Here is a 24667-nt window from a genome sequence, read left to right as displayed (position 1 = left end):
CGACTCACACGAGCAGGTCGTCGACCTGGGCCTCCCCCTCGCGGTACCGGCGCGCGATCTCCGCGCTGCACTCGTCGGCCGTGCGCTGGAGCCGCTGCCGCCGCCGGGAGACCTGCTGCTCGTAGCGCACGAGCCGGACCATCGCGGTGTTCAGCTCCAGGTCCGTACGGGCGTCCAGGTCGGACAGCTCGACCTCGGCGAGCATCTCGGCGGCCAGCCGCCGGTACTCCTCGCCCTGCGGTGTCCCCAGGGTCAGATGACGGGCGGAGGAGCGGTGCCGGGCCGGGGCGTCCCGCAGGATCTCCGCGAGCCGCTCCACGACGGAGGCCTCCGCGGGGGCGGCGACGGAGGCCGAGCCCACCGGGGTGCGCCGCGTCAGCTCCGCCCGCAGGATGTCGATCCGCCCCTGGAGCAGCCGCCGCACGTAGCTGAGGTCGGCCTCGTCGCGCTGGGCGTCGCGGCGCAGCGTGCGCAGTTCGGGCAGGCTCAGCGTGACCAGATCGTGCTCGGGAGCGTCCGAGGGCAACGGCGGGCTGTCGGTGCGCTGTGTGGGCGGCCGGTGGTACTCCGCCGCCGCGGCCCCCGTGTGGCCGGGCCAGACAGCCCCCAGCGGATGTCCGGTACTGGATGTGCTCATGTGCCTCAACCGTCCCCTCGACCGGTGTGTGAATGCATCGTGCCACCCCAAGTGGCCGCTATGGGAACGAGTGCCCCCGATAGACCCCAGATGGGCGGTTAAGCAGCAAAATACGGCCGTGCAGGGCCTGTTGGCGCCCGGGCAAACCACCCTTTCGGGCCATGCGCGAACCGCGCGAGGCGCGAAAGTCACCGCCCTGCATGATGGACGTATGCGAGCAGTGGTGCAGAGGGTGGACGGCGCGAGCGTCGTCGTGGACGGCGAGACGGTAGGGGCGATCGAGGGCGAGGGGCTGTGTGTCCTCGTCGGCGTCACACACGAGGACACCAAGGAGAAGGCGGCCCAAATGGCCCGCAAGCTCTGGTCGGTCCGCATGCTGCACGACGAGAAGTCCTGCAGCGACATCGACGCCCCGCTCCTGGTGATCAGCCAGTTCACCCTCTACGGCGACGCCCGCAAGGGCCGCCGCCCCACCTGGAACGCCGCCGCCCCCGGCGATGTCGCCGAGCCGCTGGTCGACGAGGTGGTCGCCCAGCTGCGCGCGCTGGGCGCGACGGTGGCCACGGGCCGTTTCGGAGCGGCGATGCGTGTATCACTGACGAACGACGGCCCGTTCACCGTGCTGATCGAGATCTGACCCGAAAGAACGACAAGCCTTACGGCTCGACGACGACTTCCTGGGCCGCGGCCGTGTCACCGGCCACCAGCGGGGCGTCCACGGCCACGTTCCGCTTCACCAGGGCGAGGGCGACCGGTCCCAGCTCGTGGTGGCGCGCGGAGGTCGTGATGAAGCCGACCTTCCGGCCGTCGGGGCCTTCGTCCGCGAGCCGGACCTCGGTGCCGGCCACCGGCAGGTGGACCTCGCTGCCGTCCAGGTGCAGGAAGACCAGCCGGCGCGGCGGCTTGCCCAGGTTCTGCACCCGGGCGACCGTCTCCTGGCCCCGGTAGCAGCCCTTCTGCAGGTGCACCGCCGAGCCGATCCAGCCCAGCTCGTGCGGAATGGTGCGGTGGTCGGTCTCGAAGCCGAGCCGGGGCCGGTGCTGCTCCACGCGCAGCGCCTCGTAGGCGAGGATCCCGGCGGGCGGCCCGGCCTGCGCGGCGTACGCCTCCAGGCCGTCGCGCGGCAGGAACAGGTCCCGCCCGTACGGCGTCTCCCGTACGACGACGCCCTCGGGGACCTCGGCGATGGAGCCGGCCGGGAGATGGACGACCGCGATGTCGGCGGTGCGGTCGGCGACCTCGACCTTGTAGAAGAACTTCATGGACTCCAGGTACGCGATCAGCGCCTCCTGGGTGCCCGGCTCCACATGGGCCCAGACGGTCTCGCCGTCGTCGACGAGGTACAGCGCGTGCTCGATGTGGCCGTGCGCGGAGAGGATCAGCGCCTCGGTGGCCTGGCCCGCCGGGAGGTCGCTGACGTGCTGGGTGAGCAGCAGGTGCAGCCAGGCGAGCCGGTCCTCGCCGGTGACGGCGACGACCCCGCGGTGCGAGAGGTCCACGAAACCGGCGCCGTCGGCGAGGGCGCGCTGCTCGCGGAACAGATCGCCGTAGTGGGCGGCGACGCCTTCGTCCACGCCCTCGGCGGGGACGGCGCCGGGCAGGGTCAGCAGGGGGCTCTTCATATCCGTAAGCCTACGACTCGGTAGTTGAAGCCTTGAGCGTGCAGTCCTCGCACCGGCCGAAGATCGCGAAGTGCTTCATGTCGGTGTCGAACCCGAACGTCTGCCGCAGCTTCGCGGTGAACTCGGCGGCCACGGAGACGTCCGCCTCGATGACGTTCTGGCAGTCACGGCAGACCAGGTGGAGGTGGTGGTGCCGGTCCGCGAGGTGATACGTCGGCGCCCCGTGCCCCAGATGGGCGTGACTGACCAGGCCGAGCTCCTCCAGCAGCTCCAGCGTCCGGTACACCGTGGAAATATTGACCCCCGACGCCGTTTTCCTCACTTCCACGAGGATGTCGTCGGGGGTCGCGTGCTCCAGGGTGTCCACGGCTTCGAGCACGAGTTGCCGCTGCGGGGTCAGCCGGTAGCCGCGCTGCCGCAGATCGCTCTTCCAGTCGGTGCTCTCCACAGCACCCAGTGTAGAAGTGCCGACCCGATCACGGACACGGTGGCAGCCGGCCCGACATCAGGAGATCCGAGAGAGTGTCGCGCAGGGCACCGGTCGTCCTGACAATGTCCTCATGGGCCCGGATCTTCTCGTCGACCGCGGCCAGGGCAACTCCGATGTCCCGCTGCTGCACGCGCAGAAGAAATCTGTTAACCCCTCGGGACTGTTTCGGGAGTGGCTCTGACGCACAAGGAGCGGCCCCGGCCATGCTCGGCCGGGGCCACGGGGAAGCGAGGGTGCGGGGACTACTTGAAGAAAGCGATCCCGTCGTCCGGCATGTCGTCGGGCAGGGCCTTGGCCCAGCGCTCGACCTCCTCCGGGGTGACGACCTTCTTCAGGTGGGCCGACATGTAGGGGCGCAGCTCGACCTCGGGGGTCTGCTTCTCGCCGACCCACATCAGGTCGCTCTTGACGTAGCCGTAGAGCCGCTTGCCGCCGGTGTACGGCTGGGAGGCGGCGGTGCGGGCCACCGCGTCCGTGACGAGGTCGATCTGCGGCTTCTTGTCGGCCAGCTCGCCGTACCAGATCTCGATGACGCCGTCGTCGCGGGTCATCGTCACCTCGACCTTGCGCTCGGCGTCGATCCGCCAGAAGCCGTGCTCGGACTCCAGCGGCCGGACCTTGTTGCCGTCCTTGTCCAGCACCCAGCTGTGGGAGCGGTACTCGAGGAAGTCCCGGCCGTCGTGGGTGAAGGCGACCTCCTGCCCGAAGTTGCACTTCTCGGAGCCGGGGAAGTCGTGCACACCGGCCCCGGCCCAGTTGCCGAGCAGGAAGGCGAGCGGGACGAGGTCCTTGTGGAGGTCGGACGGGATCTCGATCATGGGAACTTCCTAGACGGGGGTCAGCGCTGGCCCTGGTACAGCTTCTTCACGGTGAGCCCGGCGAAGGCGAGGACGCCGACGGCGACCAGGACCAGCAGGATTTCGAAGAAGAGTTCCACGGGGTGCTCCTTGAGCGGGGTGCGAGTGGGTGCACAGGGCCGGGCCCAGCTTACGCGGCCGGGCCCCGGGCCTCTGTGTGAGGTGGGCCCGGGGCGGGAGTCAGCCGAGCAACTGGCTCTGCAGGGTCACCGTCTGCTGGAAGGGCACGGCCCGCGCACCGCCCTTCCGGGACTGCACGACCAGCGCGAGGGTGTCACCGGCGGCCAGGTAGGAGTGACGGACCTGTTCGACGCCGTGCGGCCTGGTCTCGTCGTAGACCACGCGCTCGACGTCGGCCACCACTGCGTCGGCGGGAAACGTCTTGTCGTTGGCGGACGTCCCGGCGCCACGCAGGGGGAACTTCGGCCCGCTGTAAGGGGCGAGGTAGGGCGCGAGCAGTTGGTCGACGACAGCCGCGGTGTCGAACTGGAGCAGGTAGATCCGTGTGCGGGTGCCGTCCGGCATGGTCCAGCCTCGGGCGGTGATGTGCCGCAGTCCATGGTCGGTCAGGTGCTGCCCGAGTTCCTCTCGGTCGTCCTTCGCGGCGTACTCCGCCAGGAAGTCCTTCTCCGCCAGCCAGCCGTCCGTGCCCCGCAGCGCCTTGTCGTCCCTGGCGCCCTTTGGAGCGGACAGGAGGAGGGCACGCAGGTCGGCGTGGTGCGTGCCGGCCGTGTTCGCCTCGGCGAAGGGGCCCGGACTGCCGGAGGGCAGCGGCGGCCGGGTGAGTACCGGGTACTCCCAGCGCCCGTCGGACTCCGTCGCGAGCCCGGGGACATCGGTCCGCTCCATCCGTGTGACGCCGTACGCCGTGGCCGCCCCGACCACCGCGAAGACGACCACGGCGGCCGTCCATCGCAGGACGGCCCGCAGGGCCCTGCGGTCCTTGCGCACGGGCGCCGAGGGCGTCTTGTGCGGCGCGGGCGGCACGGGAGTCTGCTGCTCGGTCATATCGCCTTCCCCGGCTCTGCGATGCGGTCGAGCTGCTCGCGGAACAGCGTCGCGGCCCCCTTGCTGTCGAGCGGCTTCGCACCGTCGGCGATGACGGTGACCAGGACGTTCCCGACGTACCCGGAGCAGAGCATCGCCTCCAGCTTTCCGTCTTTGTCCTTCGGCGGCAGGAAGCAGCGGGCGTTCTTGTGGCCCTTGATCTTCGGGCCCTCGCGGAAGATGTCCAGGGCGTCGAGGAACGCGCCCCGCAACCGCGAGGCGCCCTGGACGGCGGCCCGGTTCTCCATCTGGGAGAGCTCGACGCGCACGGTGTAGACGTCGTCGGTGTAGCCGCTGGACAGCTGCGTGGTGCTGAGGTAGCTGCGCATGGCGATGCCGGTGATGCGCTGCTGGTCGACCGCCTTCTCCAGCCGCTTGCGCTGGGTGCGCGGCAGACCGCTCAGTGCCTCCTTGCGCAGGGCGGTGGCCTGCTGCCCGCTCAGCGCCGCGTCCGGGCCGTACTCACCGATGTCGGGGCCGCGCCCCCAGCCGTTGGCCCCGGGGGCCCCGTACGGCACGAGCATGCCGGCGAGCCCCGAGGGGGCGGCCTTCCTCTGCGCCTCGGACTCACCGGCGGCCTTGGGGAACGTCCAGACCGGGGCACCCGCGTCCCGGTCGGCGCCGGTCACGGCCACGACGGTGTAGCCCGCGCAGCCGACGACGGCGACCGCCAGCAGCGCGGATGCGGCGACAGCGGCGACACGGCCACGGAGTACGGGCTTGCCCGGGAACTCGGGGGCGGGCTCGGACACGGACGCACTCCCCACCTGCTCCCCCTGGTTGTCGCTCACAGCCGCTCCATCTGCCGCTCGGCCAAGTCCATGATCTTGGCCTTGGGTATCGGTTTGGTGTCCGTGATCCACATCTCCAGGGCGATGTCGCCGCGCCAGGCGTGTGCCTCGGCGGTGTACAGCGGCACGTAGCCGGGCTTGGTGTCGGGCCGCGTGTGGACGTAGACCCGCCCGTTTCCGCTGCCGGGCACGGCCCAGCTGTCGGTGCCGTCCTCGTCCTCGGCCCCGTACTGGTTGGTGCGCACGTTCTCCGCGGCGGCGAGCGTCTCTTCCTGCCGGTACTGCACCAGGCGGATCTCCACCTCGTAGGTGCTGCCGACCAGCCAGCCGGTAGTGGCCGCGCGACGGAACTCGTCGCTGACGATCTCGCCGAACGCCTCGTCCGGCCTGTCGTAGAACCCCACGTAGTCCGCCAGGGCCAGCCAGCCGTCGTCACCCATCAGGTACTCGGCGTCCCGCGCCCCGCGCGGTTTCTCCAGCAGCAACTTCCGCAGGTCCCCGTCGGTCCTCACCCGCCGGTCCCGTGCGGCCGACAGTGGCTCGGGCCCCTCGCCCTTGGCCTGCGCGAGCGTCGGCTGCGACAGGGAGGGCAGCTTCGTGGGCGCGCGGTCCACCTGTACGAGGTAACCGGCGCAGGTACCGGCGACCAGCCCCAGTACGGCGGCGGCACCGATCAGCGAGGCCGTACGCCCCCGCCGACGGCGACGCGGCCCGGGCCCGGGCTCGGACGCGCCAAGCACTTCTTCGGGTACTTCCAAGACGCCCCCCAGAAGGTGAGTCGCGCATTCCGTATACGCGCGCACAGGAGACCTCCGGGCGACGCCCGCGGTTGCACGGGCGTTGATTACGATTCGGACCATGGCGAAAAAGCTCGTGATCAAGGTGACGGCCGGGGCGGACGCCCCCGAGCGGTGCTCCCAGGCGTTCACGGTGGCGGCGGTGGCCGTCGCCAGCGGCGTCGACGTATCCCTGTGGCTGACCGGCGAGTCCGCCTGGTTCGCCCTGCCCGGCCGCGCCGCCGAGTTCGAGCTGCCGCACGCGGCCCCGCTCCCCGACCTGCTCGACTCCGTCCTGGCGGCCGGCCGCGTCACCCTGTGCACGCAGTGCGCGGCCCGCCGCGAGATCACGGAGCAGGACGTCCTGAAGGGCATCCGCATCGCGGGCGCCCAGGTCTTCGTCCAGGAGGCGACGGCGGACGAGACGCAGGCGCTCGTCTACTGAGACTCCGTGTACAGGCAGAACGGGTGCCCGGCCGGGTCCAGGAGCACCCGGACACCGGCCTGCGGCTACTCGGCGAGGCGCGCGCCCTCGGCCAGGGCCCGCGCGGTCTCGCGTTCCAGGTCGTCGACCTCGATGTCGAGGTGGATCATCATCTGCTGCCGGTCCGGCGTGCTCGGCCAGGCGGGCGGCCGGTAGGCGGGCTCGGTCTGGAAGGACAGTCCGGTACCGCCGTCCGACGGCCGGATGTGCACCCAGTCCTGCCCGTCCTCCCCGCGCCACACCCGCCACCCGGGCAGCAGCCGCAGGTAGAAGGCGGCCAGCTCACGGGCGTCCGGGGCGTCCAGAGTCGCCGCCGTCAGACGCACGGTTCCTCCCCCTCGTGCATTCACTACCGGCGCTTCTTGCCGTCCAGTTCGTCCCACCACTCGTCGGACTTGGGGTCGCCGGAGGGGTCGTCCCACCAGCGGTCCTCGGGGCCCCGGCGGTTCGCGACCATCGCCGCGACAGGCGGGATGACCATGGCCACCACGCACATCCCCACGGCCACGGGAATGGACCACAACCGCACAACACCCCAGGCCAGGACGAAGAGGCCGATGCACAGGCCCATCATCGCGAAGTACGTATGCCGCCGTCGTGCGTACATACCTCAAGCGTAGGTCCGGGCACGCCGAAGGGCCGCACCCCAGGCGTCCAACCCGTGGGGTGCGGCCCCTCCTGGCACTGTCGCCGTCAGACGGCGATCGCGACCTCCGCCAGGCCGCCCTTCTGGGCGACGACCGTGCGGTCGGCGGTGGCGCCGGGCACGAGGGCACGGACGGTCCAGGTGCCCTCGGCCGCGTAGAAGCGGAACTGTCCGGTCGCCGAGGTCGGCACCTCGGCCGTGAACTCGCCGGTCGAGTCCAGCAGACGCACGTAGCCCGTCACGGGCTCGCCGTCCTTGGTCACCTGACCCTGGATGGTGGTCTCACCGGGCTTGATCGTCGAGGCGTCGGGGCCGCCGGCCTTCGCTCCACACATGTCGTACTCCTGAAGAGAGGTCTTGAAAGGTCGGTCGGTGTGCTTACTTGTTGGCGCCGAGCTCGATCGGCACGCCCACCAGGGAGCCGTACTCGGTCCAGGAGCCGTCGTAGTTCTTGACGTTCTCCACGCCGAGCAGCTCGTGCAGCACGAACCAGGTCAGCGCGGAGCGCTCACCGATACGGCAGTAGGCGATGGTGTCCTTGGCCAGGTCGACGCTCTCCGCGGCGTAGAGCTCCTTGAGCTCCTCGTCCGACTTGAAGGTGCCGTCGTCGTTGGCGTTCTTGGACCACGGGATGTTGCGGGCGCTCGGCACGTGGCCGGGGCGCTGGGACTGCTCCTGCGGCAGGTGGGCCGGGGCGAGCAGCTTGCCGGAGAACTCGTCGGGCGAGCGCACGTCGACCAGGTTCTGCGAGCCGATGGCCGCCACCACGTCGTCGCGGAAGGCACGGATGGACGTGTTCTGCGGCTTGGCCTTGTAGTCCGTCTTCGCACGCTCCGGCACCTCGTCGCCGGCGACGAGCTCGCGGGCGTCGAGCTCCCACTTCTTGCGGCCGCCGTCGAGGAGCTTGACGTTCTCGTGGCCGTACAGCTTGAAGTACCAGTACGCGTACGAGGCGAACCAGTTGTTGTTGCCGCCGTAGAGGACCACGGTGTGGTCGTTGCCGATGCCCTTCTCCGACAGGAGCTTCTCGAAGCCCTCCTGGTCGACGAAGTCACGGCGGACCGGGTCCTGGAGGTCCTTGGTCCAGTCGATCCGGATGGCGTTGCGGATGTGGTTCTTCTCGTAGGCGGACGTGTCCTCGTCCACCTCGACGATGGCGATGGTCGGGTCGTCCAGGTGCTCCTGGAGCCAGTCGGCGTCGACCAGGACGTCGCTGCGGCTCATGCTCTTTCTCCTCCGGGGCAGTTACGGCGGGGCGTGCGAGGTCTGCGGGGCGCGCCCATGACGAGGGCGGCGCACGGGTGCCCTTGGTACAGGGCGGCGGGGATGCGCGCGCCGGCGCATGGGCCGACGCGGTCGCTCAGAAGGTGCGACAGAGCATGGCGGCGACGCGGCACAGGTCTACTGCCCGCCGCTTCGTGAGATCCGCCTGTCGCTTCATGCCGTCGATCGTAGGGACGGTCGGGCACGCGTGTCACCGGTGTGTCGCATTCTGAGACGAGAAAATCCACGATGCGAGATCGAGGAGGTTCGCGGAGGCCCGGGACAGGGCTTGTGTCCGAATGCATCCGCCGTCACCTCTGCGCTACGGACATCACCGTCTCGCCCACCGGACGCCGGGGCCGGTCCGCCCGGCGGCTTCCCTACCCGGCCAGGCGGACGTCGGAACCCTTCACCGTGATCTCGACGCCGTTCGGCGCGGCCTGCACCTTGTCCAGCTGGATGCCGCCGGGCAGGCCGTCGATCTTCTGCTGGAAGTCGGTGATGGCCCGGACGCGGGACTCGGCGATCTCGACGCCGCCGAACTTGGGCAGGCCGTCGGCCTTCACCCGCACGGTGTCGCCGTCGATCACCTTCACCGAGCTGAGCACGGAGACCGGTTCGGGCAGCTTGGTGCCGAGGACGGTGGCCTCGACGGTGACCTTGATCTTGCCGTTGCCGCCGTCGGAGAGGCCGACGACGTGGGCGGTGACGCCCGGGGCGACCTGGGTGGGCTCGGACTTCGCCGTCTTCAGCAGCTCGTCGTAGGCGATGGTCGCGGTGCCGGTGGCGCTGGTGGCGGTGGCGGAGCTGTAGTCGCCGGAGAACTCGACGCCGCGCATGTCGGCCCGGAGGTCGTCGATACGGATCTTCTGGGCGCCGTTGCCCGCGGCGGCCTCGTAGTTCGTGATGCCGACCTCGATGTCGTCGAGGGAACCGCCGACGACCTGGGTGAGGAACGGGAAGCCCTTGATGGACACGTCCGGGGTGGCGGAGAGGTTCTCGGTGGTCTTGAGGCGGTCGGCGGCCTCGCCCTCGGCGAAGTTCACGGCGACGCGGTCGGCGATCACGAAGAGCCCGCCCAGGATCACGACGACGATCAGCAGTATTCGCAGTGCGCGCATGCGGTGTTTCCCCCACCTAGGCGGTTGGACGGCGGTCCGGCGTTCGACGACCGAGCGGCCGTCCTTGCGTGAGGGTAACTCCGTGTGCGATGTGGTCCCCGGGTTTGTCGATCATCTGTGACAGGCCGGGCACTGGGGGAGGCACGACTGCCCGCAGCCGGGGACGCGCTAGACCAGGGCCCGCCCCAGTACGTAGACCACCGGGGCCGCTGCCGACAGGGGCAGAGATACTCCCGCCGTGAAGTGGACGAAGCGGGACGGGTAGTCGTAGGAGGCGACTCGGTGGCCGATCAGGGCGCAGGCCGCCGCGCTCGCGCCCAGGAGGGCGCCCGACGTGCCCAGGCCCGTCAGCGCGCCGGCCGCGACGCCGCCGCCCGCCCCCGCGAGCAGCGCCAGCACCACCGACACGGGGGTCGGCAGCGGCAGGGCGCGGGCCAGGACCGCGACCGCCACCGCGCTCGCGCCCACGGTCACCGCGTCCGCCTCGGCCGCGAGGTACCCGCCCGCCATGATCGCCAGCGCCGACGCCGCGACCGTCGCCATCAGGCCGTACATCCGCTCGTCCGGGTCGGCGTGCGACCGCAGCTGGAGCACCAGCGCCAGCAGCACCCACACCCCGAGCGTGCCCAGGATCGCCGAGGGCGAGCGGTCCGACGCCAGCAGTGCCGCGTCCGCGGCCAGCGCGCCCGCGAAGCCCAGTGCGATGCCCTGCCGCGCCGGCCACATCCCGTTCAGCCGGAACCAGCCCGCCGCGGTGACGGCCTGGAGGACGACGAGCGGCACCAGCAGCGCGTATGTGCCGACCGCCGCCGCGCCGGCCAGCAGCAGCCCCAGCAGCGCCGTCAGCGCGGCCGGCTGCATCCCGGGCTCGATGATCGGCGAGCGCCCCTCCGCCCGCGCCCGCTGCGCGTCCGTGATCCGCGGGTTCCCGGCGACGGTGGCGGGGCCGTACTCGGCGGTGGAAGCAGGCGTGGGAGCGGGAGCCGGAGCCCCGTACCCCTGCGGCGGCAGATACGCCGTCTCCTCCGCCGCCGTCACCCGCGCGGACACCGGAGACTGCGTCTGCGTCTCCCAGGTCTGCCCCTGCCACTGCTGCGCGTACTGCTCAGCGGCGTACGGGTCGTCGTAACCCTGGTGCGCCTGCTGCCACCCCTGGTGCCCTTGCTGGTACCCCTGCTGCCCGTAGGGGTCGTAGCCGTCGTACGGCTGGTTGGTCGGCTGGTCGGTCATCGCTCACCCTCCTGCGAACGGCGGGAGCACCTCGACCGTGCCGCCGTCGGCCAGCCGTACCGTCTCATGTCCGCGGGTGCCCACGGGGTCACCGTCCACGAGGAACGAGCACCGCCGCAGCACACGCTCCAGTTCGCCGGGGTGCCGCTCCCGCACCCCGTCGAGCGCCTCGGCGAGCGTGGCCGCCTCGTACGGCTCCTCGGCCACCCCGGCCGCGGCCTTGGCGGCGGCCCAGTAGCGCACCGTGACCTTTGGCATCTGCTTCCTCGATCTGCTTGTCGGTGAACTCCGTCAGGCTAGCCCGCCCGGCCCGCCACCCACTCCCCGATCCGCCCCAGCAGTTCGTCACCCGCCGCGTTCTCGGCATGCCCCATGCCCGGCTCCAGCCACAGTTCGCCCTGGTCGGCGGCGGCCGCGGCCAGCATGCGGGGATGGTCGACGGGGAAGTAGCCGTCGGCGTCGCCGTGCACGATCAGCAGGGGCGTGGGCGCGATCCTCGGCACCGCCTCCACGGGCGAGAGCGGGACCGGGTCCCAGTCGCGGTGGTGGATGCGCGTACGCAGGCCGTAGCGGCTCAGCACCCTGCCCTCCGGCCGCGTCACCAGCCAGTGCAGCCGGCGCATGGGGGCGGTGCCCCGGTAGTACCAGCGGGCCGGCGCGCTCACCGACACCACCGCGTCCGTCTGCCCCGGGTACAGCGCCGCGTGCCGCAGCACCACCGAGCCGCCCATGGAGAATCCCACCGTGCCCACGCGCGCGTGCCCGAGTTCCCGGGCCCACTCCACCGCCGCCGCCAGGTCCAGCACCTCCCGGTCCCCGACCGTCGACCGCCCGCCGGACGCCCCGTGGCCCCGGAAGGAGAACGTGACGACGGCCCCGTACCGGGCGAGGGCCCGCGCCACCCGCCGCACGTGCGGCCGGTCCACGGCCCCGGTGAAGCCGTGGGCGACGACGACCACGGGGTGATCGGCAGGCGTCCGGGAGGTGTCGTATACAACCGCACCCGGGTCGTATACGGCGTCGATGGACACACCGTCCGACGTGCGCAGAAAGGTCCGCAATCGCGTCCGCACAGGTGTTTCCCGGGTCGTCTCGGAGTGCGGACGATCGGTGGAACGCGCCACATGACCTGCCGGTCCAGTGCTCATGTGGGCTATTCTGCTGGGCAGAGGACTCGGGCAGCGTAGCCCCCGGGTCCTTTTGTGCTTTCGGAAGCGTTGTATACGACGCGGGAAACCGCAGGTGTACGGGGCCTTCGGGATCGCAGAGCTGTGCTGTGCCAACAAACGTCCTCGCAGGGACCGAGGAGGAACCAGACGTATGAGTTCTCTGCTGCTCCTGACCAACGCCCTCCAGCCGTCGACGGAGGTGCTCCCAGCCCTCGGCCTGCTCCTGCACAACGTGCGGGTGGCCCCCGCGGAGGGGCCCGCCCTCGTCGACACCCCCGGCGCCGACGTCATCCTCGTCGACGGCCGCCGCGATCTGCCACAGGTCCGCAGCCTGTGCCAGCTGCTGCGCTCGACCGGGCCCGGCTGCCCGCTCGTCCTCGTCGTCACGGAGGGCGGTCTCGCGGCCGTCACCGCAGACTGGGGCATCGACGACGTCCTGCTGGACACCGCCGGACCGGCGGAGGTCGAGGCGCGCCTGCGGCTGGCCATGGGCCGCCAGCAGATCGTCAGCGACGACTCCCCGATGGAGATCCGCAACGGCGACCTGTCGGTCGACGAGGCGACGTACTCCGCCAAGCTCAAGGGCCGCGTCCTCGACCTCACCTTCAAGGAGTTCGAGCTGCTGAAGTACCTCGCGCAGCACCCCGGCCGCGTCTTCACGCGCGCCCAGCTGCTCCAGGAGGTCTGGGGCTACGACTACTTCGGCGGTACGCGCACGGTCGACGTGCACGTACGGCGGCTGCGCGCCAAGCTCGGCCCCGAGCACGAGTCGCTGATCGGTACCGTCCGCAACGTCGGGTACCGATTCGTCACGCCGGAGAAGGTGGAGCGCGCCGCCGAGGAGGCGAAGGCCAAGGCGGCCAAGGAGAACCCGGACAAAGCGGACGAGTCGGCCGCTGTGGACGCCGTCGAGTCGCGCGGCAAGGCGTAAATCATACGAAAGCTCCTTTACGCCCTGCCCAGAGCGGGTATATCCGCGTAGACTCCGCGCGTGGCCAAGGTGACTCGGGATGATGTGGCGCGGCTGGCAGGGACTTCCACTGCCGTGGTCAGTTATGTCATCAACAACGGACCCCGGCCGGTCGCCCCGGCCACGCGCGAGCGTGTCCTCGCCGCGATCAAGGAGCTGGGGTACCGGCCGGACCGGGTCGCGCAGGCGATGGCGTCCCGGCGTACGGACCTCATAGGCCTGATCGTGCCGGACGCCCGCCAGCCCTTCTTCGGGGAGATGGCGCACGCGGTCGAACAGGCCGCCGCCGAGCGCGGCAAGATGGTGCTCGTCGGCAACTCCGACTACATCGCCGAGCGCGAGGTCCACTACCTGCGCGCCTTCCTGGGGATGCGCGTCTCCGGGCTGATCCTGGTCAGCCACGCCATGAACGACCTCGCGGCCGCCGAGATCGACGCCTGGGACGCCCGCGTGGTCCTGCTGCACGAGCGGCCGGAGGCCATCGACGACGTCGCCGTCGTCACGGACGACCTGGGCGGCGCCCAGCTCGCCGTACGCCATCTGCTGGAACACGGGCACGCGTACGTCGCCTGCATGGGCGGCATAGCGGAGACACCCGTGGTCGGCGACCCGGTCTCCGACCACGTCGAGGGCTGGCGGCGTGCGATGGCCGAGGCCGGGGTCTCCACGGAGGGCCGGCTCTTCGAGGCGCTGTACAGCCGCTACGACGCCTACCAGGCGGCCCTCAAGATCCTCTCCGGGCCGGACCGGCCGCCCGCGATCTTCTGCTCCACCGACGACCAGGCGATCGGCCTGCTGCGCGCCGCGCGCGAGCTGCGCATCGACGTGCCGGGCGAGCTCGCGGTGGCGGGCTTCGACGACATCAAGGAGGCGGCCCTGGCCGACCCGCCCCTCACCACGGTCGCCTCGGACCGGCCGGCCATGGCCCGCGCGGCGGTGGACCTCGTCCTCGACGACGGACTGCGCGTGGCGGGAGCCCGCCGGGAACGGCTGAAGGTGTTCCCGTCGCGGCTGGTGGTACGGCACTCCTGCGGCTGCGTCTAGCACTCTCCTGGGCGTCTTTATATCGGGCATACGAGGTTCTGTCGGGCTTCTCAGGGTGCACTCAGGAAGCTCTCATCGTCGGGATCCAAGCTCAAGGACATGACCGAGAGCTTCCACCGCAGTGGCGAGTACCAGAACCCTTACGAGGGTCAGCAGCAGGCCCCGGTGAACCCCGAGTGGCCGCCTCCGCCGGCGTACGCCCCGGCACCCGCTCCGAAGAAGCGCAAGCGTGGCCCGGTCGCCCTGCTCGCCGCCGTGGCGATCGTCGCCGCGGCGATCGGCGGCGGCACCGCCTACGGCATACAGGAGCTGACGGGCAACGACACCGTCGCCTCCAGCTCCACCAGCACCAACGTGGTGCCGTCCGCCCAGAAGGGCACGGTCGCCGGGGTCGCCAAGGCGGTCAGCCCCAGCATCGTCGAGATCAGCGCCGCCTCCAACGCCGGTTCCGCCACCGGCTCCGGCGTGATCATCACGAGCGGCGGCGAGGTCGTCACCAACAACCACGTCGTCGCCGGTGCCTCGCAGATCAAGGTGACGACCAGCGACGGCAAGTCCTACTCCGCCAAGGTCGTCGGCACCGACAGCAAGAAGGACCTGGCGCTGATCAAGCTGGAGAACGCCTCCGGCCTGAAGGCGGCGACGCTGGGCGACTCCTCGGGCTTGCAGGTCGGTGACCAAGTCGTGGCGATCGGCTCCCCCGAGGGTCTGTCCGGCACGGTCACCAGCGGCATCGTCTCCGCCCTCGACCGTGACGTCACCGTCCCGACCAGCGAGGACCAGGGCCAGCAGCCCCAGCAGGGCGACGGGTGGCCCTTCGAGTTCGGCGGGCGGCAGTTCAACGGCGACACCGGCTCCGACACCACGACGTACAAGGCGCTCCAGACCGACGCGTCCCTCAACCCGGGCAACTCCGGCGGCGCGCTGATCGACATGAACGGCAACATCATCGGGATCAACTCCGCGATGTACTCGCCGGCGGGCACCGCCTCCTCGTCCTCCGACGCGGGCAGCGTCGGCCTGGGCTTCGCCATCCCGATCAACACCGTCAAGGCCGACCTCGCCAAGCTGCGGGCCGGCGCCACCGACTGAGGCCCACCGCAGCGAGGAGTACGGCGATGATCCAGCAGGTTCCGCACACGCTGCCGGGGACCGACCCGGCGGGGTTCGCGCTGGCACTGGCGGTGGCGTACGCACTGCACGCACCGACGGCGCGAGCGCCCGAGGTGGCGACGGCCAAGGCCCGCCCCGCCCGCCGGGCCGCCGCCGCCCGGCGCCGCACGGTACGGGGCTGATCCGGGGCTGATCCTTCTCCCGGCCCGCCCCGCCGACGTGCGAGGCTGAGAGCGTCAGCGACACCCCGTCCCGCCCCACCACACCACACCCCCGAGGACCCCGACCCATGAGCCCCGCAGACGGCGACCGTGACCCCCAGCGCATCCTGATCGTCGACGACGAGCCGGCCGTACGCGAAGCACTCCAGCGCAGCCTCGCCTTCGAGGGGTACGGGACCGAGGTCGCGGTCGACGGCGCGGACGCGCTGGAGAAGGCGGCGGCGTACCGGCCCGACCTGGTCGTCCTGGACATCCAGATGCCCCGCATGGACGGCCTGACGGCGGCGCGCCGCATCCGCGGCACCGGCGACACGACCCCGATCCTCATGCTCACGGCCCGCGACACGGTCGGCGACCGGGTCACGGGCCTCGACGCGGGCGCCGACGACTACCTGGTCAAGCCCTTCGAACTGGACGAACTCTTCGCCCGCATCCGCGCGCTGCTGCGCCGCAGTTCCTACGCGGCGGCCGTCGGCGCGGGCTCCCCGGACGACGAGGACGTCCTCGCCTTCGCCGACCTGCGCATGGACCTGGCGACCCGCGAGGTCACCCGGGGCGGCCGCCAGGTGGAGCTGACCCGTACGGAGTTCACGCTGCTGGAGATGTTCATGGCGCACCCGCGCCAGGTCCTCACCCGGGAGCAGATCCTGAAGGCGGTCTGGGGCTTCGACTTCGAGCCGTCGTCGAACTCCCTCGACGTGTACGTGATGTACCTGCGCCGCAAGACCGAGGCGGGCGGCGAACCGCGCCTCGTGCACACGGTGCGGGGTGTGGGCTACGTGTTGCGGCAGGGCGGCGCGGAGTGAACAAGCTCGTACGCCGGTTCCGTTCCCTGCCGATCCGCTCCCGGCTGGCGCTGCTGGTGGCGGCGGCGGTGGCGTTCGCGGTGGCGGCGGTCTCGGTGACGTGCTGGTTCATCGTGCAGGGGAAGCTGTACGACCAGGTGGACGGCGACCTGGAGAAGTCGCTGCAGAAGCCGGGCCAGAACATCGCCATCCAGCAGGCGGTGGACAACTGCACGCAGACCCCGCAGGGTGGCAACAGCTTCCGGAACAGCTCCTACTTCGAGGTCGTCAAGGCGGACGGGGACATCTGCGTCCACTCCAGCTCCGTGGGCCTGGTCAAGGTCACCGAGGCCGACCGGGACGTGATCAGGAACTCGCCGGTGGGGCGCGGCATCGTCCGCAACGGCACCGACGAGCACGGCAACGCCCTGCGCGTGATGACCGTGCGGCTGGCGTCCGAGCAGCCCGACGCGCCCAGCGCCGCGCTGATCCTCGCCCTGCCGCTGAAGAACACAGAGTCCACCCTCAACGATCTCGCACTGATCCTGCTGCTGGTCTCGGGCGTGGGGGTCCTGGGCGCCGGAGCGGCCGGACTGGCGGTCGCCCGGGCCGGACTGCGCCCCATCGACAAACTCACCGAGGCCGTCGAGCACGTGGCCCGCACGGAGGACCTGGGCATCCGCATCCCGGTGGACCAGGACAGCGGGGACGAGGTGGCCCGGCTCTCCCACTCGTTCAACTCGATGACCTCCGCGCTGGCCAGCTCCCGCGACCTCCAGCAACAGCTCATCGCGGACGCCGGCCACGAACTGCGCACCCCCCTCACCTCCCTGCGCACCAACATCGAGCTCCTCACCCGCAGCGAGGAGACCGGCCGCCCCATCCCCGAGGCCGACCGCAAGGCTCTGCTCGCGTCGGTGAAGGCGCAGATGACGGAGCTGGCCGCGCTCATCGGCGATCTGCAGGAACTGTCCCGGCCGGACACCGGCCAGCACGCGGGCCGCACGCGGATCATCGCCTGGCACGACATCGTCGACTCGGCGCTGCGGCGGGCCCGGCTGCGCGGCCCGGAACTGACGATCACGGCGGACGTCCAGCCGTGGTTCGTCCGGGCGGAACCCTCCGCCCTGGAACGGGCGGTGGTCAACGTCCTCGACAACGCGGTGAAGTTCAGCCCGGAGGGCGGCACGATCGAGGTGCGCCTGTCCGAGGGCACCCTGACCGTCCGCGACCACGGCCCCGGCATCCCCGCCGACGAACTCCCCCACGTCTTCGACCGCTTCTGGCGCTCCCCCGGCGCGCGAGCCCTGCCCGGCTCGGGCCTCGGCCTGTCGATCGTGGCCCGGACGGTGCAGCAGGCGGGCGGCGAGGTGTCGCTGTCCCCGGCGGAGGGGGGCGGCACGGTGGCGGCGGTACGACTGCCGGGGGCGGCGGTGCCTCCGCCGGACAGCCCCACCTTCGCCGACGAATAGCACCCGTCCGATATCGATATATCGTGGTGTGTCGCACTGACGCGCGAGGAGGGTGGCACATGGCCGCGACGGCGGAACTGGACTCGACCGACCTGATCGAGGTGTTCAAGGCCCTCGGCAACCCTGCCCGGCTGCAGATCATGCAGTGGCTGAAGGATCCCGAGGCGCACTTCGGCGCGTACGAGCCGATCGCGGACCGCCGGGCGGTCGGTGTGTGCGTGACGCACATCCAGGCGAAGGCGGGACTCGCCCAGTCGACGGTCTCCAGCTACATGAGCACGCTCGAACGGGCGGGACTCGTGCGTCCCACCCGGGTGGGCAAGTGGACCCACTACCGGCGCGACGAGGAGCGGCTGGCACGGCTGGCACGGGCGATCGGCACCACCGTCTGATTGACGAATCGCGATACGTCGATATGATCTCCTCATGTCGACCTTCACCGCTGCGCCCACGGCCCTGATCGTTCACGCTCACCCCGAGCCCCAGTCGTTCAGCACCGCCCAGATGACCGCCGCCGCCCGGTCCCTGGGCGAGGCCGGGTACCGGGTCGACGTCCTGGACCTCTACGCCGACGGCTGGGCGCCGGTGCTCGCCCGCGAGGAGTTCGCACCGGTCCAGAGCCCGTTCAAGCCGCAGGCCGAGCAGCTGCGGGCGGTGCGGGAGGGGACGCTCGACGCGGCTGTCAGGGCCCATCTCGACCGGCTGCTCGCCGCTGATCTGCTCGTGCTGTCGTTCCCGATGTGGTGGTTCTCGCTGCCGGCCGTCCTCAAGGGATGGGTGGACCGGGTCTTCGTGATGGGCGGAGTCTTCGGCGGGGACCACGGCCTCTTCGGGGACGCGGCGCTCGCCGGAAAGCGCGCGATGCTGCTGTTCACGACCGGCGGGCCCAGCGAGTCGTTCCGGCCCGGTGGCGCCTTCGGCCCGATGGACGACTTCCTGTTCCACATCCACCGGGGGATGCTGGAGTTCGTCGGCTTCCAGGTCCTGGAGCCCGTGATCACGTACGGCCCCGCCCGGATGACCGACCAGGAACGAGCCGCGGCGCTGGACGCGGTCAGGGAGTCCGTCGCGCGCGTCGCGGCCGCTGCCGGAGCCACCGTGGGCTGAGGCCGGCACCCACCGGGGCCGGCACCGTCACGTCTCCGTCCGGTACATCAGATCCACCTCGTGCGTGACGAACCCCAGCCGCTCGTACACCGACACCGCCGCCGTGTTGTCGGCGTCGACGTACAGCATCGCGGTCGGCAGCCCCCGGTCCGCCAGGTGCCGCAGGCCGATCGTCGTGAGGGACTTGCCGAGGCCGCCGCCCTGGGCGCCGGGGGCGACGCCGAGGACGTACACCTCGCCCAGGCCCTCCCCGGCGTGGACCTTGGTCCAGTGGAAGCCGACGAGTTCGTCGCCGCGGAAGGCGAGGAAGAACCCCGCGGGATCGAACCACGGCTCGGCCTTGCGGTCGTCGAGGTCCCGCTGCGTGAGGGAGCCCTGCTCGGGGTGGTGGGCGAAGGCGGCGGCGTTGACGGCGAGCCAGGCCGCGTCGTCCCGGCCGGGGACGAAGGTGCGGACGGTGACGCCCTCGGGCAGGACCGGCTCGGGCGCGTCGAAGCCGGTCAACGGGCGCCGCATCTGGCGCAGTTCGCGGAACAGGGTCAGACCGAGGACCTGGGCGAGGTGCCGGGCGGCGGAATGGCCGCCGTGCGCCCACACCCGCAGCCGCTTGCCGGACGCGGCCAGCAGCGCGGAGCCCAGCGCCCGCCCGTGCCCCTGGCCCCGGTGCCCGGGGTGCACGACCAGCTCGGCGGCCGGCGGCTCCACCGGGTCGGTGTCCTCCAACTGGGCGTACCCGACGAGTTCGCCGTCCACGGTGAGCAGCAGATGGGCCACGCCCGGGCGTTCGCCGCCGCGCAACTGCAACCGGCCCTGCTCGGAGACCGCCTGCTGCCCGTCGGTGCGGGCGGCCTCGTCGAGCAGTCCGAGAACGGCCTCGGTCTGCTCCGCCGAGAGGGCGGCACAGGTGTCGATCGAGCGGGTGCGGCCGGGCCGTGCGATGTCGTCGCTGGTCATGCGTACGAGGGTACGGGGAGCACCGGAAATTCGGCGGCAAGAAGCAACCAGGCTGTAACCACGAAAACTCTGTCGCGCTACGCGCGTTGACTCTAGGCTGCGCCGGACGACATCACTGTCCCAGCAGACCCGACAGGGGGACGTATGCCAGCCACTTCACCGGCACCGGCGCACCAGGAGCGCCGCAGACGTCGCACGAACCGTCTCGTCGCTCTCGCCGCCGGTGTGGTCACCGTCGGCGCGCTGGCCGCGGCGGCGGTGCCCGGGTCGGCGTCGGCCGGAGAAAACCACGGCGGGGGCGGTCACTGGCCGGGCCGCTACCAGGACGTCCAGTTGCTGTCCTTCAACGACCTGCACGGCAATCTGGAGCCGCCCGCCGGATCCTCCGGCCGCGTCACCGAACACCAGGACGACGGCACGACGAAGACCATCGACGCGGGCGGTGTCGAGTACCTCGCCACCCATCTGCGTCAGGCCCGCAAGGGCGAGAAGTACTCCATCACCGCGGCCGGCGGCGACATGGTCGGCGCCTCCCCGCTCATCTCCGGCCTCTTCCACGACGAGCCCACCATCGAGGCGCTGAACAAGCTGGACCTCGACGTCACGTCCGTCGGCAACCACGAGTTCGACGAGGGCGCCAAGGAGCTGGCCCGCCTGCAGAACGGCGGCTGCCACCCGAAGGACGGCTGCTACACGGACCAGAAGTTCACCGGCGCCGACTTCCCCTACCTGGCCGCCAACGTCCTCGACGAGAAGACGAAGAAGCCGATCCTCAAGCCCTACTGGGTGTGGAAGAAGAACGGCGTCAAGGTCGGCTTCATCGGCGTGACCCTGGAGGGCACCCCGGACATCGTCTCCGCCGAGGGCGTCAAGGGCCTCGCCTTCAAGGACGAGGTCGAGACCATCAACAAGTACGCCAAGGTGCTCCAGAAGCAGGGCGTGAAGTCGATCGTGGCCCTCATCCACGAGGGCGGCTTCCCGGCGTCGGCGTCGTACAACTACGACTGCGACGCCCCGGGCGCGGGCGACGGCATCTCCGGCCCGATCGTCGACATCGCCAAGAACGTCACGCCGCAGGTGGACGCGCTGGTCACCGGCCACACGCACAACGCGTACGTGTGCACGATCGACGACCCGGCGGGCAAGCCGCGCATGGTCACCTCGGCCGCGTCCTTCGGCCGCCTCTACACCGACACGACGCTGACCTACGACCGGAAGACCGGCGACATCGCCCGTACGGCCGTGAAGTCCGCGAACCACGTGGTCACCCGGGACGTCCCCAAGGCGCCCGACATGACCGAGCTGATCGGCAAGTGGAACACGCTGGCCGCGCCCATCGGCAACAAGCCGATCGGTTACATCTCAGGCGACATCGGCAACACCGGCACCGAGTCCCCCCTCGGCGACCTCATCGCCGACGCCCAGCTCGCCCACGGCAAGCAGCTCGACCCGGAGACCGACCTGGCGCTGATGAACCCCGGCGGCATCCGGGCACCGCTGACGTACGCGGCCAAGGCCGGTGAGGGCGACGGTGTGGTGACGTACGCCGAGGGCTTCACGGTCCAGCCGTTCGCCAACACCGTGAACCTCCAGGACTTCACGGGCGCCCAGCTGATCCAGGTGCTCAAGGAGCAGGTGAGCGGCCCGAACGCGGCGGCGCCCAAGGTCCTCCAGGTGTCGTCCGGCCTCACCTACACGCTGGACCTCACCAAGTCCGGCGCCGACCGTGTGGTCACGGACTCGGTCCGGCTGGACGGCAAGGCCATCGACCCGGCGGCCACCTACCGCGTCGCGACGAACAGCTTCCTCGCGGGCGGCGGCGACGGCTTCCCCACGCTCGGCAAGGGCACGAACGACGTCGTCGGCGCCGACGACCTGACCGCGCTGGAGCAGTACCTCACGGCCAACTCCTCGGCCGCGAACCCGCTGGCCCCGCCGAAGGCGGACCGCATCACGGTCGTCCAGTAGACCGCGAACCCGCCCCCAGGGGCTTGGCACGGGGCCGGTGCACGTCACCGGCCCCGTCGCCGGTTTTCGGTACCGGAGACGTCCTGGTATTTCGGTCGAATCCCTGCCCAGGTCAGACCCGTTGCGGCACGATGAGTGACCCGCCGTCGGCAACCGGTCACCGTGGCCGGGACGGACGGCGTAGGGGAGGGGGGACCATGCTGCTGCCCGACAACCCGATCTCGGGTCCGGACGGAGACCGGTTCGGATTCGGCACCCATGCCAAGGTGCTCTGCGACGCGATCGCGACCGCCGAGGGGCTGCCGCTGACGATCGGCGTCTTCGGCCCCTGGGGCATGGGCAAGTCGAGCTTCATGAAGGTCTGCGAGGGCATGCTGAAGGAACGCGGCGTGCGGACCGTCTGGTTCAACCCCTGGAAGTACGACCAGAAGGACGAGATCTGGCACGCCCTCATCCAGACCGTCCTCACCGAGATCGCCGTCGACCTCGACAGACGGCGGGAGGCCGGTGAGGAGACACGGCAGGAGCGGCTGTCCGCGGCCCTGGACACGGTCAAACGGCTCAGTCAGGCGGCGGCCTGGCTGCTCGCCCGCAGGGCGGCCGGCCCCCTGACGGCGGGGTTCCTGGCCCCCGAGGACGTCGACGCCGTCCAGGGCGCGCTCACCGCCCCGGGGGCGGAGACGTACCTGCACGTCAACCGCTTCGAGCAGGACTTCCGCGAGGTCGTCGACATCTACTCCGGCGGCGGCCGGCTCGTCCTGTTCATCGACGACCTGGACCGCTGCCACGAGGACGCCGCGATCACCGTGCTCGACTCCCTGAAGCTCTTCCTGGGAGAGGGCTCCTGTGTCTTCGTGCTCGCCATGGACTACCAGGTCGTCGCGGAGGCCGCCGCCAAACGGTTCGACCGGGAGGGCACGGACGGCGCACGCGGGCGGCAGTACCTGGAGAAGCTGATCCACTTCCCGTTCCATCTGCCGGGCATCCCCTTCGAGTTGCTGTACCAGCAGCTCAGCAGCGAGGTCACGGACCCGGCGGTGGGTGCCTCGCGGGAGCTCTGGGAGCTCATCGAGGTCGCGTTCTCGGCCAACCCGCGGCGGGTGCGCCGCTTCATCAACGGCCTGAACCACACGGTCCGCACGCTCCAGCAGCACGACGGCCGGCCCGGCAGCGACCGCCTGCTGCACGCGGGCGTCCTGCTCGCCTTCCAGATCAAGTTCCCGGACTTCTTCTCGGCCCTGCAGAACGATCCCGGGGTCTGGGCCCGGTTCGACGACGCGGAGTTCACCAAGTCGGAGCTCGGCGGCCGGGACGGGGAACTCGCCGCGCGGAACCCGGGGGTGCGGCGGCTGATCGCCTCCGTCTCCTCCCGGCGGACCGGGTTCTCCTTCCCGCCCCCTCCGACGGCCAGCGTGCTCAGACTGCTGACCGAGGTGCTGACCGTCACCGGCGGAGCGCTCACCGGCGAGGGCGAGGCCCCTACCGGGTGACGGCGCAGCCGCCCCGTCCGACGTCCGGAACGCGATCGGCCCGGACCTCGGCGACCGGGTGGATCCCGCCGAAGTGGCCGGTGAGGCGCGGCCGTCCGTGACATCGGTCGCACAGCGGGGGTTCAGGTTGCGGCCAGGGGCGGTGCGCATGGTCGGATGAGACGATGCGCACCCCCCACCGCATGGACACGCAACACCCCCACGACCGCTCCGACCAGCCCCGCAACCCCTACGAGGAACTCGGCGCGCTCGACGACGGCCCGCTGGAGGAGACCCCTCTGGAGGAATTCCTCGGCGAGGAGGCCGAGCAGCGGGACGAGGCGGAACCGCAGTGGTCGCCGCCCGACCACCGGCGCGGCGGCCGGCGTCGACGGAATCGTTTCGCCGGGCTGCCGCTCGCGGTGAAGGCGGTGGTCGGCCTGGTCGTGCTCGCCGCCTTCCTCGCCCTCGGCGACCGCTGGGCCGTGCTGTACGCCGAGCACCGGGCCGCCGACACGCTCAAGGACCGGCTCGACCTCGCGGCGGCGCCCGAGGTGGAGATCGGCGGGTTCCCCTTCCTCACCCAACTCGCCGACAAGCGGCTGGACTCGGTGAAGGTCACCGTCCCGGACGTCGCCGCCGACCGGGTCTCCCTGGCGAAGGTGTCGGCCACGGCGCACGACATCTCGCTGGACGCCGACGGCCTCACGTCCGTGCGCGGCGCCCACGTCCCCCGGTTCGACGGGGACGTCCTGCTGTCCTTCGAGGACCTCAACCGCGAACTCGGCGCCTCCCAGGTGACGTTCACCGGCGAGGGCCGCGACCGCGTCCGGGCCGACGGCACCCTGCCCGTCGCCGGACACGACCTGCGGCTGCGCGCCGAGGCCCGGATCCAGCGGCAGGGCGAGCGAGGCATCGCCACGGAGATCGGCGGCATGCGGCTCGACATCGGGAACCTGGCCACCTACCGCCCCGGCACCCGCGCCTTTGAGGGCCTGCACCTGACGCCCAAGGGAACCGCCGACCTGGCCCGGGAGACCCGCAAGGCCAAGGCGCTGCTCTCGGTCCCGGCCATCGTGCGGCGGATGGGCGTCCCCGAGGCGACCGTGCGCGAGGCCCTGGCCGACGACGGCAAGCTCGCCGAGCTGACCGGCTCCCCGACGTTCGCCCGCCAGGCCGAGCGCCTCAACCTCATCGACCTGGCCCTGGACAACCCCGAGGTGCTCCGCCGCATCGGCCTCGACCCCGACCTCCTCGACGAGCTGTCCGGCCTGACCCGCCCGGTCCTGGCCGACCGGCTGGCCCTGGCGTTCGAACTGCCGAAGCCGGAGCAGGGGGACGTACGGCTGGACGACGTACGGGTGGAGGAGGACGGCATCCGGGTGCGGGTGTCGGGCTCGGGGCTGAACGTGGGGTCGTAGACGGCGGGCC

General features: G+C 71.1%; 29 protein-coding genes and 1 pseudogene. 13 read left to right on the top strand and 17 right to left on the bottom strand.

Features of this window, described 5'->3' with window-relative positions:
* Nucleotides 1-4: 4 nt before the first annotated feature.
* Nucleotides 5-637, bottom strand: coding sequence for an aerial mycelium formation protein (locus ACFZDA_RS08715; RefSeq protein WP_391077038.1), 633 nt, complete (start codon nt 635-637; stop codon nt 5-7).
* Nucleotides 638-848: 211 nt separating this feature from the next.
* Between ACFZDA_RS08715 and dtd the strand changes: the two genes are divergently transcribed.
* Nucleotides 849-1274, top strand: coding sequence for a D-aminoacyl-tRNA deacylase (gene dtd / locus ACFZDA_RS08710; protein ID WP_391077035.1), 426 nt, complete (start codon nt 849-851; stop codon nt 1272-1274).
* A gap of 19 nt (nt 1275-1293) precedes the next feature.
* Here the strand turns inward: dtd and ACFZDA_RS08705 are convergent, their stop codons facing one another.
* From ACFZDA_RS08705 to ACFZDA_RS08680, 6 genes are all read right to left on the bottom strand, one after another.
* Nucleotides 1294-2259: a YgfZ/GcvT domain-containing protein gene (locus ACFZDA_RS08705; RefSeq protein ID WP_391077032.1), complete on the bottom strand. Its 966-nt coding sequence runs from the start codon at nt 2257-2259 to the stop codon at nt 1294-1296.
* A gap of 10 nt (nt 2260-2269) precedes the next feature.
* Complete coding sequence (locus tag ACFZDA_RS08700; RefSeq protein WP_391077029.1) at nt 2270-2707, bottom strand: transcriptional repressor; 438 nt, start codon at nt 2705-2707, stop codon at nt 2270-2272.
* 284 nt (nt 2708-2991) lie between these two features.
* Nucleotides 2992-3567, bottom strand: a complete 576-nt coding sequence (locus ACFZDA_RS08695; RefSeq protein ID WP_010036187.1) for an FABP family protein — start codon at nt 3565-3567, stop codon at nt 2992-2994.
* Nucleotides 3568-3786: 219 nt separating this feature from the next.
* Nucleotides 3787-4614: a hypothetical protein gene (locus tag ACFZDA_RS08690; RefSeq protein WP_391077026.1), complete on the bottom strand. Its 828-nt coding sequence runs from the start codon at nt 4612-4614 to the stop codon at nt 3787-3789.
* Complete coding sequence (locus ACFZDA_RS08685; RefSeq protein ID WP_391077023.1) at nt 4611-5444, bottom strand: hypothetical protein; 834 nt, start codon at nt 5442-5444, stop codon at nt 4611-4613. The genes ACFZDA_RS08690 and ACFZDA_RS08685 overlap by 4 nt, the downstream gene beginning before the upstream one ends.
* Nucleotides 5441-6184 (bottom strand): hypothetical protein, encoded by a 744-nt coding sequence (locus tag ACFZDA_RS08680; RefSeq protein WP_391077021.1) that lies wholly within the window; start codon nt 6182-6184, stop codon nt 5441-5443. Before ACFZDA_RS08680 ends, ACFZDA_RS08685 begins: the two co-directional genes overlap by 4 nt.
* 118 nt (nt 6185-6302) lie before the next feature.
* Between ACFZDA_RS08680 and ACFZDA_RS08675 the strand changes: the two genes are divergently transcribed.
* Complete coding sequence (locus ACFZDA_RS08675) at nt 6303-6665, top strand: DsrE family protein (protein ID WP_391077018.1); 363 nt, start codon at nt 6303-6305, stop codon at nt 6663-6665.
* Here ACFZDA_RS08675 and ACFZDA_RS08670 read toward each other — a convergent pair.
* From ACFZDA_RS08670 to ACFZDA_RS08630, 9 genes and pseudogenes are all read right to left on the bottom strand, one after another.
* Nucleotides 6659-7030 (bottom strand): annotated as a pseudogene (locus ACFZDA_RS08670) (VOC family protein). The gene ACFZDA_RS08675 and the pseudogene ACFZDA_RS08670 sit on opposite strands and share 7 nt — an antisense overlap.
* A gap of 23 nt (nt 7031-7053) precedes the next feature.
* Nucleotides 7054-7311, bottom strand: coding sequence for a DUF3099 domain-containing protein (locus tag ACFZDA_RS08665; RefSeq protein WP_391077016.1), 258 nt, complete (start codon nt 7309-7311; stop codon nt 7054-7056).
* 86 nt (nt 7312-7397) lie between these two features.
* Nucleotides 7398-7685, bottom strand: a complete 288-nt coding sequence (locus ACFZDA_RS08660) for a DUF1416 domain-containing protein (protein ID WP_010036201.1) — start codon at nt 7683-7685, stop codon at nt 7398-7400.
* Nucleotides 7686-7728: 43 nt separating this feature from the next.
* A complete protein-coding gene (locus tag ACFZDA_RS08655) occupies nt 7729-8574 on the bottom strand; it encodes a rhodanese-like domain-containing protein (RefSeq protein WP_391077012.1) in 846 nt (281 codons plus the stop codon).
* A 136-nt stretch (nt 8575-8710) separates the two neighbouring features.
* Nucleotides 8711-8791, bottom strand: coding sequence for a putative leader peptide (locus tag ACFZDA_RS08650; protein ID WP_350310325.1), 81 nt, complete (start codon nt 8789-8791; stop codon nt 8711-8713).
* 202 nt (nt 8792-8993) lie between these two features.
* Nucleotides 8994-9734, bottom strand: coding sequence for an LmeA family phospholipid-binding protein (locus ACFZDA_RS08645; RefSeq protein ID WP_391077009.1), 741 nt, complete (start codon nt 9732-9734; stop codon nt 8994-8996).
* Nucleotides 9735-9902: 168 nt separating this feature from the next.
* Nucleotides 9903-10964, bottom strand: a complete 1062-nt coding sequence (locus ACFZDA_RS08640) for a hypothetical protein (RefSeq protein ID WP_391077006.1) — start codon at nt 10962-10964, stop codon at nt 9903-9905.
* Nucleotides 10965-10967: 3 nt separating this feature from the next.
* A complete protein-coding gene (locus ACFZDA_RS08635) occupies nt 10968-11222 on the bottom strand; it encodes a MoaD/ThiS family protein (protein WP_010036212.1) in 255 nt (84 codons plus the stop codon).
* A gap of 38 nt (nt 11223-11260) precedes the next feature.
* Nucleotides 11261-12112 carry an alpha/beta fold hydrolase gene (locus tag ACFZDA_RS08630; RefSeq protein ID WP_391077003.1) on the bottom strand — a complete coding sequence of 284 codons (852 nt, stop codon included), beginning with the start codon at nt 12110-12112 and terminating at the stop codon, nt 11261-11263.
* Nucleotides 12113-12284: 172 nt separating this feature from the next.
* On the opposite strand from ACFZDA_RS08630, the gene ACFZDA_RS08625 reads away from it, so the two are divergent.
* The 8 genes from ACFZDA_RS08625 to ACFZDA_RS08590 all read left to right on the top strand — a co-directional run bounded on the left by ACFZDA_RS08625 (nt 12285) and on the right by ACFZDA_RS08590 (nt 18845).
* Entirely contained in the window at nt 12285-13064 is a 780-nt protein-coding gene (locus tag ACFZDA_RS08625; RefSeq protein WP_391077000.1) for a winged helix-turn-helix domain-containing protein, read from the top strand.
* A gap of 60 nt (nt 13065-13124) precedes the next feature.
* On the top strand, nt 13125-14147 hold the full coding sequence (locus tag ACFZDA_RS08620; RefSeq protein ID WP_391076997.1) for a substrate-binding domain-containing protein: 1023 nt from the start codon (nt 13125-13127) through the stop codon (nt 14145-14147).
* Between the two features lie 99 nt (nt 14148-14246).
* Nucleotides 14247-15239 carry a trypsin-like peptidase domain-containing protein gene (locus tag ACFZDA_RS08615; RefSeq protein WP_391076994.1) on the top strand — a complete coding sequence of 331 codons (993 nt, stop codon included), beginning with the start codon at nt 14247-14249 and terminating at the stop codon, nt 15237-15239.
* Nucleotides 15240-15265: 26 nt separating this feature from the next.
* Nucleotides 15266-15442, top strand: a complete 177-nt coding sequence (locus ACFZDA_RS08610) for a hypothetical protein (protein WP_391076991.1) — start codon at nt 15266-15268, stop codon at nt 15440-15442.
* Nucleotides 15443-15549: 107 nt separating this feature from the next.
* Nucleotides 15550-16287, top strand: coding sequence for a response regulator transcription factor (locus ACFZDA_RS08605; RefSeq protein ID WP_306965752.1), 738 nt, complete (start codon nt 15550-15552; stop codon nt 16285-16287).
* The gene (locus tag ACFZDA_RS08600; RefSeq protein ID WP_391076987.1) at nt 16284-17738 is read left to right on the top strand and encodes an ATP-binding protein; all 1455 of its coding nucleotides are present in this window, start codon (nt 16284-16286) and stop codon (nt 17736-17738) included. The genes ACFZDA_RS08605 and ACFZDA_RS08600 overlap by 4 nt, the downstream gene beginning before the upstream one ends.
* Before the next feature lie 59 nt (nt 17739-17797).
* Nucleotides 17798-18130, top strand: coding sequence for a helix-turn-helix domain-containing protein (locus ACFZDA_RS08595; protein ID WP_391076984.1), 333 nt, complete (start codon nt 17798-17800; stop codon nt 18128-18130).
* Between the two features lie 34 nt (nt 18131-18164).
* Nucleotides 18165-18845, top strand: a complete 681-nt coding sequence (locus ACFZDA_RS08590; RefSeq protein ID WP_391076981.1) for an NAD(P)H-dependent oxidoreductase — start codon at nt 18165-18167, stop codon at nt 18843-18845.
* A gap of 27 nt (nt 18846-18872) precedes the next feature.
* On the opposite strand, the gene mshD is transcribed toward ACFZDA_RS08590, so the two are convergent.
* Nucleotides 18873-19799, bottom strand: a complete 927-nt coding sequence (mshD, locus tag ACFZDA_RS08585; protein WP_391076978.1) for a mycothiol synthase — start codon at nt 19797-19799, stop codon at nt 18873-18875.
* 144 nt (nt 19800-19943) lie between these two features.
* Here mshD and ACFZDA_RS08580 point away from each other — a divergent pair, with 144 nt between their 5' ends.
* The 3 genes from ACFZDA_RS08580 to ACFZDA_RS08570 all read left to right on the top strand — a co-directional run bounded on the left by ACFZDA_RS08580 (nt 19944) and on the right by ACFZDA_RS08570 (nt 24657).
* Nucleotides 19944-21767, top strand: coding sequence for a 5'-nucleotidase C-terminal domain-containing protein (locus ACFZDA_RS08580; protein WP_391076975.1), 1824 nt, complete (start codon nt 19944-19946; stop codon nt 21765-21767).
* Nucleotides 21768-21964: 197 nt separating this feature from the next.
* Nucleotides 21965-23257 (top strand): P-loop NTPase fold protein, encoded by a 1293-nt coding sequence (locus ACFZDA_RS08575; RefSeq protein ID WP_391076972.1) that lies wholly within the window; start codon nt 21965-21967, stop codon nt 23255-23257.
* Between the two features lie 164 nt (nt 23258-23421).
* Nucleotides 23422-24657 (top strand): LmeA family phospholipid-binding protein, encoded by a 1236-nt coding sequence (locus ACFZDA_RS08570; protein WP_391076970.1) that lies wholly within the window; start codon nt 23422-23424, stop codon nt 24655-24657.
* Nucleotides 24658-24667 lie beyond the last annotated feature (10 nt).

The sequence above is a fragment of the Streptomyces sp. NPDC007991 genome, assembly GCF_042958445.1.
Taxonomy (GTDB): domain Bacteria; phylum Actinomycetota; class Actinomycetes; order Streptomycetales; family Streptomycetaceae; genus Streptomyces.
Note: the sequence above shows the minus strand (reverse complement) of the source record. Positions and strands in the feature narration are given on the sequence as shown.

Coding starts and splice junctions, on each gene's coding strand:
- ACFZDA_RS08715 (WP_391077038.1), bottom strand. CDS start 637: ATGAGCACATCCAGTACCGGACATCCGCTGGGGGCTGTCTGGCCCGGC.
- dtd (WP_391077035.1), top strand. CDS start 849: ATGCGAGCAGTGGTGCAGAGGGTGGACGGCGCGAGCGTCGTCGTGGAC.
- ACFZDA_RS08705 (WP_391077032.1), bottom strand. CDS start 2,259: ATGAAGAGCCCCCTGCTGACCCTGCCCGGCGCCGTCCCCGCCGAGGGC.
- ACFZDA_RS08695 (WP_010036187.1), bottom strand. CDS start 3,567: ATGATCGAGATCCCGTCCGACCTCCACAAGGACCTCGTCCCGCTCGCC.
- ACFZDA_RS08690 (WP_391077026.1), bottom strand. CDS start 4,614: ATGACCGAGCAGCAGACTCCCGTGCCGCCCGCGCCGCACAAGACGCCC.
- ACFZDA_RS08675 (WP_391077018.1), top strand. CDS start 6,303: ATGGCGAAAAAGCTCGTGATCAAGGTGACGGCCGGGGCGGACGCCCCC.
- ACFZDA_RS08665 (WP_391077016.1), bottom strand. CDS start 7,311: ATGTACGCACGACGGCGGCATACGTACTTCGCGATGATGGGCCTGTGC.
- ACFZDA_RS08660 (WP_010036201.1), bottom strand. CDS start 7,685: ATGTGTGGAGCGAAGGCCGGCGGCCCCGACGCCTCGACGATCAAGCCC.
- ACFZDA_RS08655 (WP_391077012.1), bottom strand. CDS start 8,574: ATGAGCCGCAGCGACGTCCTGGTCGACGCCGACTGGCTCCAGGAGCAC.
- ACFZDA_RS08650 (WP_350310325.1), bottom strand. CDS start 8,791: ATGAAGCGACAGGCGGATCTCACGAAGCGGCGGGCAGTAGACCTGTGC.
- ACFZDA_RS08645 (WP_391077009.1), bottom strand. CDS start 9,734: ATGCGCGCACTGCGAATACTGCTGATCGTCGTCGTGATCCTGGGCGGG.
- ACFZDA_RS08640 (WP_391077006.1), bottom strand. CDS start 10,964: ATGACCGACCAGCCGACCAACCAGCCGTACGACGGCTACGACCCCTAC.
- ACFZDA_RS08635 (WP_010036212.1), bottom strand. CDS start 11,222: ATGCCAAAGGTCACGGTGCGCTACTGGGCCGCCGCCAAGGCCGCGGCC.
- ACFZDA_RS08630 (WP_391077003.1), bottom strand. CDS start 12,112: ATGAGCACTGGACCGGCAGGTCATGTGGCGCGTTCCACCGATCGTCCG.
- ACFZDA_RS08625 (WP_391077000.1), top strand. CDS start 12,285: ATGAGTTCTCTGCTGCTCCTGACCAACGCCCTCCAGCCGTCGACGGAG.
- ACFZDA_RS08615 (WP_391076994.1), top strand. CDS start 14,247: ATGACCGAGAGCTTCCACCGCAGTGGCGAGTACCAGAACCCTTACGAG.
- ACFZDA_RS08610 (WP_391076991.1), top strand. CDS start 15,266: ATGATCCAGCAGGTTCCGCACACGCTGCCGGGGACCGACCCGGCGGGG.
- ACFZDA_RS08605 (WP_306965752.1), top strand. CDS start 15,550: ATGAGCCCCGCAGACGGCGACCGTGACCCCCAGCGCATCCTGATCGTC.
- ACFZDA_RS08595 (WP_391076984.1), top strand. CDS start 17,798: ATGGCCGCGACGGCGGAACTGGACTCGACCGACCTGATCGAGGTGTTC.
- ACFZDA_RS08590 (WP_391076981.1), top strand. CDS start 18,165: ATGTCGACCTTCACCGCTGCGCCCACGGCCCTGATCGTTCACGCTCAC.
- mshD (WP_391076978.1), bottom strand. CDS start 19,799: ATGACCAGCGACGACATCGCACGGCCCGGCCGCACCCGCTCGATCGAC.
- ACFZDA_RS08580 (WP_391076975.1), top strand. CDS start 19,944: ATGCCAGCCACTTCACCGGCACCGGCGCACCAGGAGCGCCGCAGACGT.
- ACFZDA_RS08575 (WP_391076972.1), top strand. CDS start 21,965: ATGCTGCTGCCCGACAACCCGATCTCGGGTCCGGACGGAGACCGGTTC.
- ACFZDA_RS08570 (WP_391076970.1), top strand. CDS start 23,422: ATGCGCACCCCCCACCGCATGGACACGCAACACCCCCACGACCGCTCC.